At 46.5% G+C, this 20,399-nt stretch carries 21 protein-coding genes; 12 read left to right on the top strand and 9 right to left on the bottom strand.

Annotation, left to right across the window (positions count from 1 at the left end; translation table 11 throughout):
- Positions 1-5 precede the first annotated feature (5 nt).
- The 4 genes from EYB31_RS18260 to EYB31_RS18245 all read right to left on the bottom strand — a co-directional run bounded on the left by EYB31_RS18260 (position 6) and on the right by EYB31_RS18245 (position 4,824).
- On the bottom strand, positions 6-1,709 hold the full coding sequence (locus tag EYB31_RS18260) for a M28 family peptidase (RefSeq protein WP_165452472.1): 1,704 nt from the start codon (positions 1,707-1,709) through the stop codon (positions 6-8).
- Positions 1,710-1,818: 109 nt separating this feature from the next.
- Positions 1,819-2,991, bottom strand: a complete 1,173-nt coding sequence (locus tag EYB31_RS18255) for a sensor histidine kinase (RefSeq protein WP_240762563.1) — start codon at positions 2,989-2,991, stop codon at positions 1,819-1,821.
- On the bottom strand, positions 2,981-3,670 hold the full coding sequence (locus tag EYB31_RS18250) for a response regulator transcription factor (RefSeq protein ID WP_131014797.1): 690 nt from the start codon (positions 3,668-3,670) through the stop codon (positions 2,981-2,983). The genes EYB31_RS18255 and EYB31_RS18250 overlap by 11 nt, the downstream gene beginning before the upstream one ends.
- Positions 3,671-4,026: 356 nt before the next feature.
- Positions 4,027-4,824, bottom strand: coding sequence for an adenylate/guanylate cyclase domain-containing protein (locus EYB31_RS18245; RefSeq protein WP_206105468.1), 798 nt, complete (start codon positions 4,822-4,824; stop codon positions 4,027-4,029).
- A 747-nt stretch (positions 4,825-5,571) separates the two neighbouring features.
- Between EYB31_RS18245 and EYB31_RS18240 the strand changes: the two genes are divergently transcribed.
- Complete coding sequence (locus EYB31_RS18240) at positions 5,572-5,931, top strand: hypothetical protein (RefSeq protein WP_131014796.1); 360 nt, start codon at positions 5,572-5,574, stop codon at positions 5,929-5,931.
- Positions 5,932-6,590: 659 nt separating this feature from the next.
- Here EYB31_RS18240 and EYB31_RS18235 read toward each other — a convergent pair.
- Positions 6,591-7,067, bottom strand: a complete 477-nt coding sequence (locus tag EYB31_RS18235) for a GyrI-like domain-containing protein (protein WP_131014795.1) — start codon at positions 7,065-7,067, stop codon at positions 6,591-6,593.
- 22 nt (positions 7,068-7,089) lie between these two features.
- Entirely contained in the window at positions 7,090-7,569 is a 480-nt protein-coding gene (locus tag EYB31_RS18230; RefSeq protein WP_131014794.1) for a hypothetical protein, read from the bottom strand.
- A 144-nt stretch (positions 7,570-7,713) separates the two neighbouring features.
- Between EYB31_RS18230 and EYB31_RS18225 the strand changes: the two genes are divergently transcribed.
- Positions 7,714-8,706, top strand: a complete 993-nt coding sequence (locus tag EYB31_RS18225; RefSeq protein ID WP_240762555.1) for a helix-turn-helix transcriptional regulator — start codon at positions 7,714-7,716, stop codon at positions 8,704-8,706.
- A gap of 65 nt (positions 8,707-8,771) precedes the next feature.
- Here the strand turns inward: EYB31_RS18225 and pdxR are convergent, their stop codons facing one another.
- Positions 8,772-10,202 (bottom strand): MocR-like pyridoxine biosynthesis transcription factor PdxR, encoded by a 1,431-nt coding sequence (pdxR, locus tag EYB31_RS18220; protein ID WP_131014793.1) that lies wholly within the window; start codon positions 10,200-10,202, stop codon positions 8,772-8,774.
- A gap of 208 nt (positions 10,203-10,410) precedes the next feature.
- On the opposite strand from pdxR, the gene EYB31_RS18215 reads away from it, so the two are divergent.
- The 6 genes from EYB31_RS18215 to nrdF all read left to right on the top strand — a co-directional run bounded on the left by EYB31_RS18215 (position 10,411) and on the right by nrdF (position 14,987).
- On the top strand, positions 10,411-10,959 hold the full coding sequence (locus tag EYB31_RS18215) for a pyridoxamine 5'-phosphate oxidase family protein (RefSeq protein WP_131014792.1): 549 nt from the start codon (positions 10,411-10,413) through the stop codon (positions 10,957-10,959).
- A gap of 21 nt (positions 10,960-10,980) precedes the next feature.
- Complete coding sequence (locus EYB31_RS41545; protein WP_420819451.1) at positions 10,981-11,151, top strand: LysR family transcriptional regulator; 171 nt, start codon at positions 10,981-10,983, stop codon at positions 11,149-11,151.
- Positions 11,152-11,351: 200 nt separating this feature from the next.
- Entirely contained in the window at positions 11,352-11,576 is a 225-nt protein-coding gene (locus EYB31_RS18205; protein WP_131014791.1) for a glutaredoxin family protein, read from the top strand.
- Positions 11,573-11,944, top strand: coding sequence for a class Ib ribonucleoside-diphosphate reductase assembly flavoprotein NrdI (gene nrdI / locus EYB31_RS18200; RefSeq protein ID WP_131014790.1), 372 nt, complete (start codon positions 11,573-11,575; stop codon positions 11,942-11,944). Before EYB31_RS18205 ends, nrdI begins: the two co-directional genes overlap by 4 nt.
- Complete coding sequence (nrdE, locus tag EYB31_RS18195; protein WP_131014789.1) at positions 11,941-14,034, top strand: class 1b ribonucleoside-diphosphate reductase subunit alpha; 2,094 nt, start codon at positions 11,941-11,943, stop codon at positions 14,032-14,034. Before nrdI ends, nrdE begins: the two co-directional genes overlap by 4 nt.
- Positions 14,022-14,987: a class 1b ribonucleoside-diphosphate reductase subunit beta gene (gene nrdF, locus EYB31_RS18190; protein ID WP_131014788.1), complete on the top strand. Its 966-nt coding sequence runs from the start codon at positions 14,022-14,024 to the stop codon at positions 14,985-14,987. Before nrdE ends, nrdF begins: the two co-directional genes overlap by 13 nt.
- Positions 14,988-15,128: 141 nt before the next feature.
- Here the strand turns inward: nrdF and EYB31_RS18185 are convergent, their stop codons facing one another.
- Positions 15,129-15,827, bottom strand: a complete 699-nt coding sequence (locus EYB31_RS18185) for an SDR family NAD(P)-dependent oxidoreductase (RefSeq protein WP_131014910.1) — start codon at positions 15,825-15,827, stop codon at positions 15,129-15,131.
- A 163-nt stretch (positions 15,828-15,990) separates the two neighbouring features.
- On the opposite strand from EYB31_RS18185, the gene EYB31_RS18180 reads away from it, so the two are divergent.
- From EYB31_RS18180 to EYB31_RS18170, 3 genes are all read left to right on the top strand, one after another.
- The gene (locus tag EYB31_RS18180) at positions 15,991-16,422 is read left to right on the top strand and encodes a MarR family winged helix-turn-helix transcriptional regulator (protein ID WP_131014787.1); all 432 of its coding nucleotides are present in this window, start codon (positions 15,991-15,993) and stop codon (positions 16,420-16,422) included.
- A 164-nt stretch (positions 16,423-16,586) separates the two neighbouring features.
- A complete protein-coding gene (locus EYB31_RS18175; protein WP_131014908.1) occupies positions 16,587-17,195 on the top strand; it encodes a DapH/DapD/GlmU-related protein in 609 nt (202 codons plus the stop codon).
- Between the two features lie 24 nt (positions 17,196-17,219).
- Positions 17,220-18,005 (top strand): nucleotidyltransferase domain-containing protein, encoded by a 786-nt coding sequence (locus tag EYB31_RS18170; RefSeq protein WP_131014786.1) that lies wholly within the window; start codon positions 17,220-17,222, stop codon positions 18,003-18,005.
- Between the two features lie 306 nt (positions 18,006-18,311).
- Here the strand turns inward: EYB31_RS18170 and EYB31_RS18165 are convergent, their stop codons facing one another.
- Positions 18,312-18,644 carry a DUF1904 family protein gene (locus EYB31_RS18165; RefSeq protein ID WP_131014785.1) on the bottom strand — a complete coding sequence of 111 codons (333 nt, stop codon included), beginning with the start codon at positions 18,642-18,644 and terminating at the stop codon, positions 18,312-18,314.
- Positions 18,645-19,009: 365 nt separating this feature from the next.
- Between EYB31_RS18165 and EYB31_RS18160 the strand changes: the two genes are divergently transcribed.
- Positions 19,010-20,389, top strand: coding sequence for an FAD-binding oxidoreductase (locus EYB31_RS18160; protein ID WP_131014906.1), 1,380 nt, complete (start codon positions 19,010-19,012; stop codon positions 20,387-20,389).
- Positions 20,390-20,399: the final 10 nt, after the last annotated feature.

Below are 20,399 nucleotides of genomic sequence, written 5' to 3'. Positions count from 1 at the left end.
TTTCGTTACGAGGAGGGCTCTTTCGATACTGTCGCCAACAAAGCGGAAGCGATCGAAATCGGAATGACGCTTATCGCAACCACCACCGGGGTAAAAGGCAGCATGAACAGTACATAGATTAACCAACATACAGGTGCATACAGACAAACTATTACTGTGCCGACCACAACTGATGAAATCCATCTTCCGATTCGGTACCGATCCAGTAGGGTAACAACTAGAATCCCTATGGTGGCAAGTGAGAACAAATAGCTAATATCTTGGAACAGAACGGCGCTACCTACAATCAGCAGCAAGAGAAGGGGCAGAAGACCGGCAAGCGATTCGTGCAGCGACAGCTTGCTATCCCGAATGATTGACACAGCGAGAGCGCACGCACCCACAACGAAAAAGATACTCAAGAACACGGTATCATTATTCGTCGACTCGGACAGATGCAGCAATCGTGTTACCCCCGATACGATTCCCCAGCTCAATACCGCCGCTCCGGCCATCCATCCGAGCAGCCGGCCCAATTCGGCAATCATTATGCGGAGCCGTAAGCTGCCCGTTCGAATCTGAAAGATCAAATACCATAGGGCAAACCCGGCGGCCGCGGCCGACAGGACATAAGAAACGGCTTTGTTCATGATCACTAAATAGCCGGGCAATAAGGAAAAGTAAAGGCTGTCCTGTTTTCTTCCATCTTTAAATGGAACCTGTGCGGCATGATCAGCCATTTCCAAGGTGGTCATCAGAAAATGGTATGCCGTAGCGCGTTCCAAATTTTCAAAGTTGTCCGATTTTTCGTGGTAACTCTCGCCCCCCTCAACTGCCGCGAAATTTAGGCCAGAGTAGCCTGCCTTCAAATAACGGGTCAAATCCGTCCCATTGGGCATTCGGCGGTACAACCCTTTCGTAAACGAAAAAGCTAGCGGATGCGAGCTTGCAGATTGAAAGTAGCGCACCGCATCCAGATTGTCGTCAGAAGTCTCGAACATCAACAGCCGGCCGCGATTGCCGCGCGCTTCGAAGTTGATGACCAGATCGATACTACCGAGAAGCTCCGGGTGCGATCGAACAAATTCCTTCGCTCCCAGTGTCCCTAATTCCTCACCATCCGTGAACAGAAAATAAAGGTCCGATTGCAAATTCGAGTTCATCGCCTGCTCACGCATGGCTTCCAGAATGGCGGTAACAGAGACCATGTCGTCTGCCGCACCAGGGGTCGTCGGTTTGGTGTCGTAATGGGCCGAAATCAGGATGCCACGATCTGTTGCGGGGGCGTCCAGCTTCACCAAGATATTTTGCAGAATCAATTTATCATTCTCGTCAAAATGGGCCCGTGTGCGAATGCCATTCTGGAAGTTATCTTTATGAGAAAGTCCGTTAGCAAGCGGCGGCAAATTCTCAAAATCCGGTACGCCATTACGCTCAAACATATCTGCCATCACGTCTGTGACCGTGTAAGTTACTTTCTCGACCTTCGGTTCCAAGCCCATTGCTCGTATTTGCTCTAACAGATAAGCTCGTACCGACTCCAGCTCCTTCGAGCCGGATGGATGCGCCGCGACGGTCATCGCCTTTAGGTTGGCCATCATCCGCTCATATGCCGGATAATTCACATCGGATTCGGATGGTGGCGTCGGCGGCCGCAAAAGTTGCACCTCCAATCCAATCCCCGTCGCAAGTACAATCATTATCAGAACTATTGAAATGATTCTTCGCATATTTCGTCTCCCCCAATACATGGATATACCATGACTATACGGGAGGAAAGGTTAATTCTAGGTTAATTGCGGCAAGAAACGGCCCGACGCAAGTACGGTAGACACCGCTTCAATGAACGGTGTAGGCGTTAGGCAGTTGAACCTCGAATGTGGTGCCCATACCCATTTCGCTCTGGACTTGTATGGAGCCACTATGCTTGTCGATGACCGCCTTGGTAATGGACAGCCCCAGTCCGTTGCCCCCCAGCTCTCTGGAACGCGACTTGTCCACACAGTAGAAAGGCTCAAAGATTTTGTCCATTTGATCCTTAGGGATCCCAATACCCGTATCGGCGATGGTAATCCGCGTTGTATCCGGATGGCGTGTGCCAGTGATTTGAATGCTCCCATTCGGCTTATTATACTTGATGGCGTTATGAAAAATGTTGGAGAATACCCGGTGCAACAGATTCCTCTCTCCATAGACTGGTATATCCTCTAGGTGGACTTCTACATCGATATGCTTGCTTTGAATCTCCGCAGCAAGCTCACTTAAGATCGACTGGAACAGCTCCTTCGCTGAGAATGTCACACAAGCGGTCACATTCAAGTCCGCATTCATTCGGAGCAGGTCGTGAACCAGGGTGTTAAGTCGCTCCGCATTGCACTGCGTATCCTGCAGTGCTTCCTTATATTCTTCAAGTGATGGCGGGCCACCCAGCTGTACCACCTCAATCCTAGCGAGCATAGCGGCGATCGGTGTTTTGAGTTCATGAGCAGCATTGGCTGTAAAGTGCTTATGAGCCATGAATGATTTTTCTAATTTCCGTGTCATTCGATTAAACGATATGGACAACCTCGCGACCTCGTCCTTGGACGGGGGAACCTGAACTTGCCTGTACAGATTATTTTCGTCGATCTCTTCGATCTCCTTGCTTAAGTCTGTGACAGGCTTTAGCGCCCCTCCTGCTACCCTGTAGGCAAGGACGCTTCCGCCAGCGATGATCAAGATTACGCACAGGAAGCCAGTAGAGGCGAAGTTAATCTGCTGCTCAATCAAGACTGGCGGCACGGAGGGTATGGGAGGTGGAGACGGTATTGGAGGCACGGACGGTATGGACACTGGAAGGGGCTCTCTCCCCATTTCTTCTGAGGTACTGACTTCAGGAACAAGCTGCGGGGCGACATAAACGACGCGAGCTGTATAGATTAAAGCGGCCATGAGCGAGAAGCATGCGATTGAGAGTATCATCGCCATTAATAAAGTTAGCCGCACACGCAGCGGAAGAGAATTAATATGCATCAAGCGGCACCTCCGCTATGTAATAGCCAAGCCCTCTTCGGTTCTTGATCACTTCCTGTTCACCCAAGAGCGCCGCCAACTTCTTTTTGAGAGAATTGATATGAACCTTGAGAGAGTTCGAGAACCCGTCGAAGCTGCTGTCCCACAGGTGCTCAGTGATTTCTTCCGCACTGACGACTTTATCCTTGTTAAGCATCAGGTACTCCAGAATGCCGTATTCTTTCTTCGTCAATTCCATTAGGTTGCCCTTAACGTACGCAGTCTTTAACGCGGTATCAATCAGCAGTTCGCCATGCGACATTCGCGTATCCGTCTGGGTGAATCTCCGGCGTAGTAGCGCCCGCAGTCTAGCCTCCAGCTCCTTGAAGTGAAAGGGTTTCGCCATATAATCGTTCGCTCCGGTATCCAGACCAAAAATTTTGTCCTCTACCTCGGAACGTGCCGACAGAATCAGAATCTTGATGTCCTGGTCATTCTTGCGGATCTCTCTCAGGACATCGATCCCATCGATTCTAGGCAGATTCCAGTCCAGCACGAGCGCGTCATATTCGTGGATTTCAACCATTCGCAACGCTTTTTCGCCGTCCGATGCCACATCGACTGCATAGCTGAATTTTCGCAAACCCATGCAAATTGATTTCTGCATCGACAGATCATCTTCAACTACCAATATTTTCAAGATCCCTCGCCCCTATCCAAATTTGTTTGACCCATGATAGGTCAAAATCAGTTAAATTAAGGTTAAGATTCTAATTAAAGACACGATGCCCCAAAATATATCGCTCTATTTTTTACATCAATGTTTATATACTAACCCGATTAAACTACTTTTTACATTGCCCGGTTCAAAAAAATTTAGCCGTTATAGTGTGTAAGGAGAACCATACCATAAGTGACGGCTAATTTTCGGTATTAACCGCTTACTGAGCCTTGATTCGAACAGCAATAGTTCTTGGGGTAAATTGGCGAGTGCTAAGAAATTCTTAATAGCGCTGGAAGTGTACTAATACTCCTTTTGAATCCAGCAGGGTTGCATTACAACGGAACAGTGTAGGCAATAATGGGTTGGTCAATACCCTTCAGGTTATAAGCACGGGGTTCCAAGTGCGGATAATCGCCTTTGATGCTGGAATAGGCATCGTCTGATATCAAGATTTCCCCGTTTTGGGCTGCGCCTTGAATTCTGGAAGCTTTATTGACAACAGACCCAATAATCGTAAAATCCTTATAAGCTGTGCCAAATTCTCCGATAGAGGCCGTACCTGTATGGATGCCAATCCCGATCTTGACCGGGGTGTCCACGCCTGATATGGCTGAAAATTCGGACTGCATATCTCTGCATTTCCTTTGGATCTCTATGCCGGCCATGACAGCCTGATGGACATGATTGTGCCGCTCCAAGGGGAAATTAAATATAGAAAGCACCGCGTCACCGATCATTTTATTAATAATGCCATCTCTCTTCCAAATGGCCGGCGCGCATTCGTCATAAAATTTGTCTAATAACCGTGCAATGTTGGCTGGATCGGCATGTTCCGATAGACGGGTGTACCCCCTCAAGTCGGCGAACATGACGGTGGCCTGGATTTCGATCTGTTTGTTTTTCTTAACCTTCGTAAACATAGATTCACAAATCGTACACAGATTTGGATGCATCCGACTGGGCCTTATTCCCATCAGGCGAAAAGGAAAAGATATCGGGCCGCGAATAAAGATTGGCACCTTCATCTGTTGCCAGCATCCTTTGCAGTATACACTCTTGAAATCATCCATAATTTCAACCTCTTCCCCAGAAGCCTTCAGCTTCTTAAAATGTTCTTTTAAAATATACAATATTTTCTACATATGCGCGATGGGTGATGTAGCATCCAAAATCTTGCCGTTGCAGACAGCGCGATAAACAAGTTTTTGGGTAGCTGAACTGCAAAAACGTGAGTTGCTTTAAAGTCCCAAACGCCGCCGCGCGGCATGCTTAGGTATGAGTTTTGCTAATTAACCAGGGTCAAAAGGTGGCTCTAACGTGAAACGGTACTTGTTCATTTTATTAGGCTAACGAGTAGATAAGTCCCAATATATGGTGCTATAAGGATGGGCATAATAGATCCTGGTGCAATTTTAGCGAAGAGAAGTCAGGCTGCAATTAAACAATATCAAGGGGGACAATAAAATGTACCTCTCTGATTTAAATGAGGAGCATTTAACCAGAGAATTAATAAACAAAATTTTATTCGAAAATATAGTTGATGATGGAAAATCATGTGATTGTATTTTTGTCCCTGCAACTAGGTCGGGAAGTACCTATCGAATACCAGCCGCAGTTGAACAGTATTTTCTAGGTCGGTCTTTATACTAATTTGTACTGGTTTTTTCCACATGCGCCGCTGTTATTTAACTTTTAAGAAATATGCGCCTGTATGGATTGATTTTAGTTTTTGTCCTGTATTAGATAAAACAACTAGACCGGATAATTGGTGGAAATTCGAAAATGGAAGTGATCGTGTCAACAAGGAAGTACGAGGACTAATTCATTACGCAAAAATTGAGGATATAATGGATTTTAAGATCGAGTAACGATGTATCATGGCTATCCATGAGCTAAATGGTTGGGGAAGTACTGAGGAAGTTGCAGGGATAACCGATCTCATTCTCTCGTTTAAGAAGTCGATCCCGGGACGTTCATGGATTGGATATTCTGCTTCCGAGGTGAAAAGGATGCAAATCTTAGATGAAGACGGCTTTCCGACGATAACGAATCCTAAAGAGCTGTCATGGCTTGTGCTGGAACAATTGACAAAGTTCCCCGTCATTTATCGCGGGGAAGCACATCATGATTTAATTGGACACATGCTGACATTCTCACATGCGTTAAACATCTTGTATGATCTAGGACATGTCTCCTTTTTCGAAAGAGGATTACTTCCAAATAAAGCAGCTGATTAAAGTCCTACGCTATAGTTGTACCGTTACTCCTGGAGATTCAATCAGATTGGTGTCGCCTGTCGATTATTTCCCTCTGCAACCGGCGGTGCGAGTAAACTCACTACCGACCGAAATTCAGTTTTGGGAAAAGAACTACAGCGAACAAGACTGGGATTTCGGTCACGTCTTTAAATTTTCTCATAGTTTTTACGATCATTTACGCCGAGTTGAGCTTAAGAAAGATTCATACAGCGAAAACTTTCGGTACATCATAACTCAATAAACATACGATGGCAAGCACGGTATTTCTCACAGAGAAGGGTTTAAGTTAACTGGAGACGATAGTTGAATCAAGTTTGCAAAGGCCACCGATTTATTTCGGTTGCCTTCGTGCGTTACTATGTAGGCATCTCATGCCTCTTGATGGGGTATTAAAAGGTTGGACAATACGCACCGCGGCCAAATCCTTTAGCATTTTTCGCCGATGTCCCCTTTAAGCTCATAGCTACCACAAGTGAATGCGAAAAGGCAGTTTGCCGAGTTTACGAGATTACAATTACGATAAAGCAAGACATTGTCTCCAAAGTAATAGGCCGCCCTGTTCATGGGCAGCCCTCTTGGCTTGCTGAGAGTTATCTTTGGAGAAATAGGTTGTTTATAGTCAGGTTCTTGCCATCGTACTATTTTTTAACCACAGGTACCCAAAATTCGCCGCAGAAAGTGCCGTCACTATTTTCTTTGCGATAAGTCGCGTTTGGACCGCCGATGTAAGCATAGTCAGTGATTTGTGACAAGACTTCGCCAAAAGCACGATAAGTCAACTGATCAAACAAAGTTTCCTTGTCGCCGGTTCCTGCGAGCACGATGTACTCGCTTTCTGGAAACTCGATGATGCGTGTTGCGTCAGCCACCGATTTGCTAGCTTCTACCGCGAAATAATTCCACGGTTTGCCTTGATAAACCTCGTTGACTGACCACTCGCGATCATCTTTGGCGGCCGCTTTGAGTTTATCAAAACGCCCGTCACCTTTGAGTCTTCCCCAAAACTCTGCCTTTTCCTTTTGCAATGCTGGCGCGTCTTGGAAATTGGATTGAATTGAAAAACCATAAGCGGTCAATGTAAATGATTTCTTATGTTCAACTGTGTAATTTGCCATGGGAGTGCTCCTTTGACTGAGATTAGCCTGCTACTTTTTTTACACGAAGCCACATTTCGCCGTAGAATGTACCGTCTTCAGCTGTTTTGACGAATGTTGAGTTACCGGGACCAATGTATTTGTAGTCTGTGATTTCTTGCAGCAGGCCACCGAAAACTTTGCCTGTTATTTCGTCAGCAAGGCGGTCTTTGTCAGCGCCTGTCCCAGGCACCACGAGGTAGTCCCCAGCGAGGAAGTCTAGGGCGATTGCGCCTTCCACGTCGTATGCTCCCATCACGCCGAAGCCGCGCCAAGCTTTGCCGTCGATGACGTAGTTGATTTGATATTCCTGCCCGTCAGCGAGCGCGAGAAGTTCGGCAAGCTTGCCGTTCTCAGTGATTTCAGCTTTTTTCGCTGCAGTTTTTGCTGCATTGCCTGCCCAGTCGTTGTAGTCTTCAAGTGAAACACCGAAAGCAGTCATTTTGTAGTTTTCCGAGATGGTTTGGATGGAGTAGTTAGACATCTTAATCTCTCCTTAGCGGATTTATTTTTACAAGATTGATACTATTCGCTAAATGTATCATAAAACGATACCTTTTCCCGAATATCAAAAAGTAATGCAGAATCAAAATCAGTACTGATGCTACATTTCTGATACAATAAAATCATGAAAAAGACAGAACGAGTGAACCTGATCATGCGCTTCATCAATAACCGCGCGCATTTTACGATTGCAGAGATTCAGCGGGAGTTCAAGATTTCTCGCGCGACGGCGATCCGCGACATTAACGAGATTCAGGCGATGGGTTTTCCGCTGACGACCGAGCTTGGGCGCGGGGGCGGCTACAATGTCCTGCAAAATCAGTATCTGTCCGCCGTCCGTTTCACGCCGGAAGAGCTGAAAGCGATATTTATCAGCTTTATCGCTTCGAAAAATTCGCAGCTGCCTTATTTGCAAAATCGCCGCTCCATCACTGAAAAACTCATCGGCATCGCGTCGCAAACCCAGCACGACGAGCTGATCGAGTTGAATAATATCTTGCTTTTCGAAAATACAAATCCTGCCAGCCCGAATCTTTTAGAACTCGATGATGCGGCGCCTGCGGAGTTGAACCAGTTGATTACGCTTGCTGCGCGGGATAAGCACTTGCGCTTGACGTATGAGCCGAGTCCTGGCTGTCCGCAGTTGATGGACGTTTTTTTGATTCATATTTTAAACTCAAACGCTCGTTGGCTGGTCGAGGTTTATGATCTTGATACCGATGAGTTTCGTTATTTGCCTGTTGAGATGCTGCGGGATTCAGCCATTTCTGAGCAGAAGATGAGGCGGTCTGAGCAAGAGATTTTAAGCAAAAAACGGCTTGGTGCGCGTGAGTCCAATCTAGTCGTAAAGCTTGATGCGACTGGGATTCAGCGCTTTAAGCGCATGCACCCGCCGGGGATTATTTTGTCCTTTACAGGAATGTTCCAGTCAAGCGGGATTTTCAATGTTCAACTGGATGTGACCGATGTTGAGGCGCTAGCGTATTATGCGGATTGGCTTTTGTTCTTGGGGAAAGGGGTCGAGTTTGAACGAATTCCTGATGAGCTGCGCTTGATTATGGAAGAGCGGTTACGGGGAAGTACCGACACTTTAACTAAATATATGCAAGGCCAATAAACATCCACAAAGGGAGACTGCCTCCATGTTTTGGTACAGCCTTGTGAGTGCAGCTAACGAAAATCTTATAAGATCAACTCCGCAAAACGATGAATGCCCTGCTCAATCGATGCTTCATCTACTTTTGCAAACCCCAGCACCCATCCCTTTCGTTTGCTTGCCAAACAGTAGGGTCCAAGAGGATATATACGTATTCCCTCTTGAAGGGCTAACTTTGTCACGGTTTCTTCGTCGTATGACTCTTCGGCCTCAAGTAACATATGCAATCCCGTTTCTACTCCGCTTAGTTTGAAACGTTCCCCTAAACCGCTAGCCATAATAGCTTTAGTCATGGCTTCGTGTCTTCGTCGGTATACATTTCTGACTCTTCTCATATGGCGCATAAAATGCCCATTCTTGATAAAGTGGGTTAGTGTTAGCTGATCCATAATCGGAAGATGACGGTAAGTCAGCTCTTGTACCTTGGCTAGTTGAGCTATTGCCTCGACAGATCCAACGATAGCCGAAATACGAATGCCTGGAGCAATCATTTTAGAAAAACTCATGAGGTACAAGGTATGATTAGATGCCTGGCTAAACAGTGTCGGAAGCGGTTCACCGCGGTATCGAAATTCACTATCATAATCGTCCTCAATGATCCAGAATTGTTCTTGAGCGGCCTTATGCAGCAATTGTTGCCTGCGCGGCTCCGACATGACGACCCCGGCTGCGCACTGGTGGGAAGGGGTCGCGAAGATCAGCTTGGACTGCGGGTGAATGTGCTCAACCACTAGACCATACTCATCAATGGGAACGGGCACCACATTCATACGCCGATATTTCATCGCCATCCAGGCAGCCGGAAAACCGGGATCTTCTACAGAGACGGTGTCCCCGTCAGCTAAAAGCGATTGTGCGATTAAGTCAATGCTGTGCTGAGCTCCTGAAGTCAACAGGATCTGATTGGTTTGGATATGGATGCCTCGTTCAAGTGATAAATAACGCTGAATTTGCTCTCGTAATGGTGTGAAACCATAGGGATTACCGTAAGCCCAGTTGGATAAATCCATTGCAGAGGAAACGTGAAGAAGCGATTGCCGCCAGTTCTTTTGAAATTGTTCGTCTAAATAGGGTTCATGTGGACTAAAATCAATATCCACTTCTCGCTGTTCTTTGCCCCTGAACCAGTCATGTAATTGATCGACCGCCGAGTTCAGCAAGGGAAGTGAAGGGGGGATAGGGCCATCTGTTATGATTTCCTTCGTTGACTCAGTGACTTGCCTCCATTTACTAACTCGCGTTCCTCCTCGGCGGGATGTAACCGTATAGCCGCGACTTAGCAATTCCTCATAGACGATCTGTATCGTTGAGCGGGAGACACCCACCATGTGAGCAAGTTCGCGGGAAGGAATCAAGAGTTCCCCTGGCGCCCAGATCCCGCTAGTAATATTATTGATCGCTTGATCAAGCAATTGCTGCCAGATGGGTCTTTTGTCATTACGAATTACTTTCATCATCGTACGCCTCCAAAAAGAAACTCCAATCCTAAAATGTCCATTATGGATTGGTCATAACCTCGATGTTTGGATATTTTAAAGCAATCCATTAACTGATATACTACCGTAATAACGCTGGTATATGCAATCGAGTCGTTGCTGCACTCAGGTAGAGTATCGGGGTTTGGGGTGGGATAACTATGTGATGGGTGAAAGGAGAGATTTTGAAATGAATTCGGTTCGTTACAAGATTAGGGAATGCCGGGATCAGGAGAAAATTGAAAGTTTCCTTCATCAAGCGAGAATCGGGTATCTTGGGTTGGTTGATGGGAACTTGCCCTATGTTGTACCGCTTAATTATGTATGGACGGAAGGGAAGCTCTATTTTCACGGGGCCGGAGATGGAAGGCGTAATCATGTCATGAGTGAAAATCCGGAGGTATGTTTTACGGTATGTGAGGAATACGGGACCATCACCGATCCGGTACCTGCCAAAACGGATACGGCTTATATGAGCGTAATGATATTTGGGCAAGCAGAACCAATCACAGATTTGGATGAAGCCACCCATGTACTCCAGGAAATGATCAATAAATACGTACCCGGTTATTATAACCGCCCCTTGTCGAAGCAGCATGTGGACAAGTATAGGTCGGCTGTATTCGGCGGACCGGTTCAGGTCTGCCGGGTTCTTCCGCATCATGTGACGGCAAAAGAAAGTCCTATTGAAGCAGAAAAAATGTATAGAACGGTTATGAATGTCGGAAGAAACACTTAACGCCAAGATACAGTTATTCCAATGACCTTGCAGCAATTGAAATATATTCTGACCATCGTTAGTTGCGGCTCCATAAGCGAAGCGGCAAAGAGGCTGTTTATTTCGCAGCCGAGCTTATCCAACGCGGTGATACCCAAACGAAAAGCCTGTCAGATCAATATATTGATGGGAAAAGACAAAATAGTCCGATAACATCCTGTATATTGTATTATTGACGTATGAGTGCTAAGATAAAAATATCTCTACTAAATCGTTAATATAGTATGGATTCTATGTTGCAATGAGCCGATATTATAAATATCTAAAACTGGAGTCGAATGATGACGGTTGCCGCGCTCTCATCCCCGAGGGTGCTTTTTATTCGGCCAAAACGAAACCGGAGGAGAATCAGTATGAAGCTTTATACGAAAACGGTATGCCCGAAATGCATGTGGATCAAATCTGAAATTGCGCGTTCTGGTGTCGAAGTTGAGATTGTCAACATCGATCATGACGAAGCGGCGCGTGAAAGACTATTGGAAGCGGGAGTCATGAGCTTGCCGGTTATGGAAGCTGACGGCGAGTTTATTTTCGATACGAACGAAATGGTCAAACTTATGGAGCAGGTGAACGTATGATCGCTTTTGCGAGCCGTACAGGGAATGTTCGATACATTGTTTCGCGGCTTCGGTTGCCTGCGATTGAAATCGAAGAAGACCGTATGCTTGCGGAGCCTTTTTTGCTTTTTACATATACGGACGGCCTAGGGGAGATCCCGGCCAAGGTGAAGCTGTTTCTCGAGAGAAACGGCAAGCTTTGCCGTGGCGTCATCGTGAGCGGCAACAGCAATTTTGGCCATAACGTGTTTGGCGGAGCCGGTGATGCGATCGCGCGGCAGCTGAAAGTCCCGCTTGTGCGCAAGATCGACTTGCGCGGCTTCGCGGAAGACTATGAGGCCATTCACGACTATTACGAGCAATGTTTCCAAAAGGAGCACGTCGGATGAAATCTTATTTGAAATTGAACAATGAGATGCTGAATCAATACAGCCGGACGGGAAAGCTGGATCTCGCCAAAGATAAAGAGGCAACGCGCCGCTACTTTTTGGAGCACGTCAACGCGAAGCTGCGTTACTTCATCGATACGAGAGAAAAAATACGTTATCTCGTCGACGAGGGCTATTATGAATCCGGATTTTTGGAGCAGTATGACATGTCGTTCATCGAGCTGCTGTACGAAAAGGCGTACGCTTACCAATTTCGGTTTCCTTCGTTCATGAGCGCGAGCAAATTTTATGAAAGCTATGCGATGAAAAGCAGGAATGGCGAGGAAATTCTCGAGAAGTACGAGGATCGCATCGTCATTACCGCGTTGTACTTGGCGCAAGGGGACGAACATCTGGCGGAGCGCGCGGTAGAGGTCATGATGTCGGCGTATCAGCCGGCAACGCCAACCGCACTCAACAGCGGCAAAAAAGCGCGCGGAGAGCTTGTTAGCTGCTTTAAGCTGACCATGGACGATTCGATGAACAGTATTGCCGAGAATATCGGCTATTGCCTGGAGCTGTCCCGCTTAGGTGGCGGTGTCGGGGTAAACTTAACCGACCTCAGACCTCTCGGCGATCCGATCAAAGAGATATTGAACCGCGCAAGCGGCGTCATGCCGGTCGCGAAGCTGCTCGAGAATTCTTTCTCCTATTCGAACCAATTGGGTCAACGCAACGGCTCCGGCGTGATTTACCTGAACATTTTCCACGCCGATATCGAGAACTTCATTTCGGCCAAAAAGCCGAACGCCGACGATAAAATCCGCCTTGCGACTTTGTCAACGGGAATTATCGTTCCGAGCATCTTCTTCGAGCTGATGAAGCGGGACAAGGACATCGTGCTTTTCAGCCCGTACGACATTTATAAGGAATACGGCAAAAGGATGTCCGAAATCAGCATTAGCGAAATGTACTATGAGCTCTTGGACAATCCGAACGTTCGTAAGATCAAGCGGATCAATGCGCGCAAATTGTACACGGAGGTCAAGAAAGCGCAGTTCGAGTCGGGTTATCCGTTTGAGGTGTTCGACGATCAAGTGAACGAGAAGCATCCGCTGCGCAATCTAGGGCGGGTGAAGATGTCCAACTTGTGTACGGAAATCCTGCAGGTTCAAACGACGAGCATCATTAATGACTACGGCACGGAGAACGAATACGGCCTAGACGTATCCTGCAACCTGGGTTCTCTTGACATTCATAAGGCGGTGCAGGAGGACGATTTCGAACAATTGATCGACACGTCGATGCGCCTATTGACGAACGTATCCATGATGACGGAAATCAAGAACGTGCCGTCGGTCGCAAAAGCGAATCGCCTCATGCATTCGATCGGCCTTGGCCTGATGAACCTGCATGGCCATTTGGTCTCTCAAGGAATATTGTATGGCTCGAAGGAGTCCGTTCAGTTCATTGACGCATTCATGGAATCCGTTAACTATTACACGCTGCTTGCGTCAATGCGGATTTCCCAGGAGAAGCAAGCAACGTTCCACGGTTTCGAACAGAGCGACTACGCGAACGGTACTTATTTCGATCAATACGTGTCCAAAGATGTTACCGCGCTGCCGGAGCAAGTGAGAAAGGCGCTTGGCAACGTTCCGTTGATTACGCAGGAGATGTGGTGTTCCTTGAAGGAGCAGGTCATGGAACACGGCCTGTTTAATGCTTATCGCCTCGCGATCGCGCCAACCGGAAGCATCTCTTATATCCGTAGTAGTACGGCTTCGATCGCGCCATGCACGGAGAAGGTGGAGATCCGCGATTACGCCGACAGCCGCACCATCTATCCGATGCCGTTCTTGAACAACGACAACATCTCCTTATATAAGGAAGCTTATGAGATCGACCAGTATCGAATGATAGACCTATACGCAGCTGCTCAGCGTCACATTGACCAAGGGATATCGATGACCTTGTACGTGACCGATCAATGGACGACCGAGCAGTTGGCCCGCCTGTACATCTACGCCTGGATGAAAGGGATCAAGACGGTGTACTACGTGCGTCAGCGCCTGCAAACGATCGAGGAGTGTGTTTCATGTTCGATTTAAAAGTATTCGAAGCCGTCAACTGGAACCGCAACCAGCATGAGCTGACCAAAGTGTTCTGGGACCAGCAATGGAAGCAGATCTGGTTCCCGGAAGAAATCGCGGTCAGCAAAGACATCAAGCAATGGCAGGATTTCGCGCATCAGGATACCTATAAGAAAGTACTCGGTGGCTTAACGCTGCTTGACACCATTCAAACGAATATCGGAATGAACGAAATCGCCCGTTATGAGTCGAATTTGCAAGAGAAAGCCTTGTACACGGTGTTCGCTTCGTTCGAAGCCATTCATGCGAAATCTTACTCGTACATTTTCACGACCTTGTGCACGAACAGCGAGATCGACTCGATCTTCGACTGGGTCAAGCGCAATGAGTATTTGCAGTATAAAGCGAAGCGAATCAGCGACGTATATCTTTCGATCCAAGAAGGCGACGACGTCACCTTGTGGAAGGCGATGTTCGCGTCGGTCATGCTCGAATCCTTCTTGTTCTACTCCGGGTTCTTCTTCCCGCTGTACTTGGGCGGACAAGGCACCCTGCGGAACAGCGCGGAAGTTATTTCGCTCATTCTTCGGGACGAGTCCATTCACGGCGTGGCTATCGGGTATTTCGCCCAGCAGCGTTTCAAGCAATTCACGGCGGAGCAGAAGGAACAGCTGACGGTTTGGGCTTACGAGTTCCTGCTCGATCTTTACCACAACGAAGTAAGTTATACGAACGACTTGTACGCGGAAACCGGACTTAGCCCTGATGTCAAAAGCTACGTCCGCTATAATGCGAACAAAGCGCTCATGAATATCGGCTTTGAAGTCATGTTCCCGGACGAGGAAGTGAATCCGATCGTCATGAACGGAATTCGCAATGAGGGCTCGACATATGACTTCTTCTCACAGAAAGGCTCCACTTACGCCGTAGCGAAGGTCGCTCCGATCACAGATGATACGTTTCGATTTTAATACTGGGCACCCTTGTGATGAGGGTGCCTTTCATTTCGCCGTTGATTGGTTTGTGTTGTTTATTTACACATGCAGAGTAGTGAAATGTATCACAAGCAACGGCGAATAATCACTTGTATTTGTACCAATCACAAAATTTTATTACCAAGGAATAATACCCTCTCGATTTGTAAATGTTCCTGTCGGACCGGTTTTATCTATGGTAGCCATTCTTACGACGGCATCAGTACCTTCTTGTATCGATTGAACGCCATTTTTGAAGCGGTCCCCGGTGTTGGTTGGACCCGGGTCTATTGCATTAATTCTTATTTCGGGAAGAGCTTTTGCATATTGCACGGTAAGCATGCCGACGGCTGCCTTTGATGAACAGTATGAAAGGGCATTAACCTTAGACTCTATTTTTTCGGGATTTAGCACTTGTCCAAATGAGCCAAGGCCACTGCTTACATTTACAATGACAGGCTCCTCCGATTTCTTCAACAGAGGGAGGAAGTGATGAGTAACCCGAACGATTCCAAAAACATTGGTATCATAGACTTGTAACATCATGTCCGCAGTTATATCTTCCGGCTTTGCATATGGTCCAGGGATTCCTGCATTGTTTATAAGAACATCTATGCGGCCTTCTTTTTGTTCGATTTCCTCAGCTGCTTTTTTAACCGATGCGTCATCTGTTACATCTAGAACTATATAGTCTACTCCTAAAGATTCCGAAGCGATCTTACCTTTGCTTTCATCACGCGAGCTGATATACACTTTGTGTCCGAATTCCTTTAAACGTCTAGCTGTTTCAAACCCCAAACCTGTATTTCCGCCAGTTATCAATGTAACTGTCATGATGAGCACACTCCTTTAAGCGCACGTTTTGAAATTGAGGAATAGTATTCGTCTTCCTGATAAGAATCATACTATTCTCCACTATTGTTGTCAATTTAACTGTTGTATTTTTAATTATTTATTTTTCTAGTGTTATGGTATGATTCTTAGAAAAGGAGCAAGCGTCATGATAAAAGGAGCTAATCATATTTCGGAACAAATTCATTTTGTGAGTATTTTACAAAAAAGTTATATTCAAAAGCAGCTAAGTAAAATAGAGCTTAATGAGATACAAGCAAGAACAATAAATTATATACTTACTCATCCTGGAACTATACAAAGAGATTTGGCTCAATACTTAGGAAAGCAAGATGCTACTATCACCAATATTCTCAAAAATTTGGAAAAGGGAAAGTATATAACACGCAAAATTACGGTCGGAAATGAAAGACAAAAACAATTATATCTAACAGAAGGCGGGGAAAAGCTAGCGGAATTAATTCAAAATATATTTTTCGATCTTGAAAAGGTTATATTAAGTTCCTTGAGTAATTCTGAAATAAATAATCTAATGAATGGATTGAAAAAAGTGAGCCATGATTTAGAGCAAAATACATGATACGGAGGGAAGCGAAGTAGTGACCATTAGTCGCTTACCGGGTGCGGAAAGACACCCGAGGGTACAGGGTTAGGTGAGTATGACTGCAATCGGTGGCCCAGTTGTTTTTTTGAAAAGCCGAGAAATTTGTTATATTTATTCCATTAAGAGCATTGTTGAAAGGAATGTTTAATATGACACAACGTGAGAATATAAAGAATGGTTTATTGTTCACAGACATGGGGGAAGGGTTACCTGAGGAACGGCTTAAGGGAAAAGAGCTGGTGTTTGACTTTAACCACACAAGGCCTTCCGAGGTGGCTAAACGAGAAGAATTGGCTAAGCAGCTTTTCGGGAGCTGGGGCAACAATTGCTGGATCGAACCTCCGATTCACTTCGCTTATGGCTCAAATACGTTTATTGGCAATGATGTCTACGCGAATTTTAATCTTACTATCGTGGACGATACAACGGTCAAGATTGGGAATGGCGTTTTATTTGCTCCTAATGTTACGATATCGACGACCGGACATCCCATTGACGCTGAATTACGTGCAACGGGACAGATGTATGCATTCCCAGTTGTCATTGAAGACAACGTATGGATTGGGAGCGGCGCGGTCATTAATCCCGGCGTTACGATAGGCAAGAACAGTGTTATCGGAGCAGGGAGCATTGTCACGAAGGATATTCCGCCGAATGTGGTTGCGGTAGGCAGTCCTTGTAAAGTGCTGCGGGAAATTACGGACGAAGACAAAGTTTACTATTATAAAGACCGGAAGGTGCAGCCCTAATCCCACTTAAAGGAGCCGTTCTTAATGTATCCACATCATCAAACAGCCATTGAGACGATTACAAACAAACTCAAGGATAAGGAAGAGATTTTGGCTGTCATTGTCGGCGGCTCCGTTGCTCATGGCTTTGCAAAAGAAGATTCGGATATCGACCTTATGCTGGTCGTATCGGATGAGGGTTATCGTTCTTTGTTAGAAAGTGGGGATATTCATTATCATGAAACCGAGTCAACCCCTTATGAGGGCGGTTATGTGGATGGAAAATACACCTCGGTTTCATACATTCAGAAAGTAGCAGAATCCGGCAGCGAGCCTGCTCGGTTTGCCTTCAAGGACGCCATAGTAAGTTACAGCGAAATAAACGGCCTGGAAGAGTTGGTACAAGCCGCATCACGTTATCCAATTAATCGGAAAAATGAAACATTGGAAAAGTTTCATGCTCAATTCGAAGGTTGGCGTTGGATGTTCTATGAAGGTTTAAAGAAGAACGAGCGCTACGTAGTTGAATTCTCTGCGGCTAATTTCGTGTTATTTGCAGGGCGGCTTATTCTGGCTTATAACGAAGTTCTTTATCCCTATCACAAATGGTTTATGAAAGTACTGGAGGGCGTTAATTGCAAACCGAATAATCTTGTTCTAATGATGAATAACGTATTGCAGCAAAAATCGAAGGAAAGCATCGAAACCTTGTACGAATGTGTGTCGCAATTCTATTCGTGGCCTAGATCAGAGAAAGGTTGGCATATTCGATTTATGCTGGATAGCGAGTTGAACTGGATGACGGGACACGTGCCAGTAGCTGATTTATAACACTTGTTTATTAAATAAAGAACGATAGTTGAAGGGTTTAAAGAATAGCCTAGGGATGCATACTGTACGGGTGCCTCCAGCGGCATCGGAGAAGCAACGGCAAAAGAGCTCGCATCTAAAGGCGCCCGAAAAATAAGACGAGGCATCTAACCGGGTGCCTTTTGATGCGTGTATTCCTCGGCGCTGCCATAGGTGAGCCTGTACTTCATCTCAATAGCGCTAATGGCTGGTGAGCGGCGAAAATGAAAGTATTTTCATGATTTCAGTTGGGATTTCGATTTTATTCCACTGACCCCAATGAATCAGCTAGGAGCTATACCCGCGTCCGTTCATATAAAAATTGTCCTCGCGGCCAACACGGAAGGAAATCTCCAGATCGGGTATACCAAGCGACCGGACGTGTCGATCAATCGCTTCAGCCATCTTATCTCGCACTTCGTCCCCCCGCTCAAACCACCATACGTCAATGAAAGGGTACGAATCGGTGTATTTGCCGTCGAATATAGCGGTGACGTGCAGGCACTCCAAGGTGAAATTATCCGTTCCGCATTGGCATATTGCGGCCATCTCCTCCACGAGCGGTATACTAATTGCACGTATGCCCTCGGCTGGAATTCCTCTAAAAATTAATTGCGGCATCTAATATCCTCCTGTCGATATGGCTCTAGCCCTTGTTATTTTCTTATTGTAAATGTACAAGTTCGTCTGTTGCAAACGGAGAATAAATGGAGAGGGATATACATGCCCAGACCGTTTCCCCATGTAGTCCAAAGTTGATGAGAATAGCAGCTAGGGTATTCACTTAGAAAAGTAAAATGTGATGAGCCGCGGCAATTCCTTTCGCGTTATTCACCGATGTCCCCGTTAAGCTGAGAAGTATCATAAGTGAAGGTGATTTGAACTATTTTACGATACAAACAAGGCGTTTGCCGCTACTAGGTCAAGTGTCCCTACATAAGCTGATGAGAAAGGCTTATGCCATGAATAGGGATGGTGCAAAGTGGATGACACAAAACCGGAAAAAGACAGGTACACGATTAACCGGAAGAATCGTAGTTCCGGGCAATCCGTCATATAATGCGGCCAGAATGGAGTTCAATAGGCGCTTTTCCAAATTTCCCAAGGTCATTGTTTTTTGTAGACGAACTCAGGATGTGATCAATGCGGTCAAATGGGCTCGTGAGCAGGGCGTACGGCTGCGAGTGCGCAGTGGACGGCACAGCTATGAAGGTTTTTCGACTGTAAATGGCGGTATTATTATCGATGTAAGCGAGATGAATAAGGTTAAGGTGGATCGAAAAAATAGGGTGGCCATTGTACAGACGGGAAATTCACTTGCCCGTGTATACAAAAAGCTGTGGAATAAGCGTGTGGCACTTCCTGCCGGGACTGCACCCGACGTAGGTGTAGCCGGGCTTACCCTGGGAGGCGGCATTGGACTTCTGTCCCGCAAATATGGACTTACGTGCGATAACTTGAAACAAGTGATGATGGTCGTAGCTTCGGGGCGGTACGGAGCAAAGACGATTGTGGCCAACAGGAGGAAACATGCCGATCTATTGTGGGCATCGCAAGGTGGCGGGGGAGGAAACTTTGGCGTTGCTACAGCCTATACTTTCCGGGTGAGACCCATTTCAACGGTTTCTATATACAGCATCACTTGGAAATGGGGTGATTTGGAGAAGGTGTTGCCGGTTTGGCAGCGCTGGGCCCCGTCTGTCACGAACCGTTTAACCTCAACCATTGAGGTGGCTGCCAAGCAGGTGGGAACGATTGAATCTACCGGGCAATTACTTGGCGGTGCAAAGGAGCTGCGTCGATTAATTAGACCGCTCTTGCGAGCAGGCACTCCGGTGAAGGTGCTGGTGAAGACGGTGCCTTTTAATGAAGCAACCCAATTTTTTGCTCAATCGGACCTGAATTTGGAGCCGAAATTTAAAATAAGCGGCGCTTACGGGTTTCAACCTTTGCCTCGTGAAGGGGTGCGAATTATACGTGACTTTTTATCCAAAGCACCGAACAGGCATGCTACCGTGTGGAGTCAAAGCTTAGGTGGTGCAGGAAGCGCGGTGAGCCAGGTATCGCCTACTGCAACAGCCTATCCTCATCGGAAAGCGGAGACAATCTACGAATTGTCAGCACGTTGGAGGAACAACGGGGAGCAGCAGCGAAATATTCAGTGGGTGAAAAGGTTCCGCAGAGCGCTACGTCCCTTTGTGAAGGGGGATTATGTGAACTTTCCCGATTTGCAGATTAAGAACTGGCCCAAGGCGTATTATGGCGGGAACTTTGGCAGATTAAAGCAGGTGAAACGAAAATACGATCCTCATAATGTGTTTCGTTTTGCTCAGAGCATTCCAGTGGGTAAACGGGTCAGAAAATGATCATCCTCGC

It is taken from the genome of Paenibacillus thalictri, from assembly GCF_004307995.1.
Classification (GTDB): domain Bacteria; phylum Bacillota; class Bacilli; order Paenibacillales; family NBRC-103111; genus Paenibacillus_AF; species Paenibacillus_AF thalictri.
The sequence above is the reverse complement of the archived record's forward strand: the minus strand, read 5'-3'. Positions and strand labels throughout refer to the sequence as shown.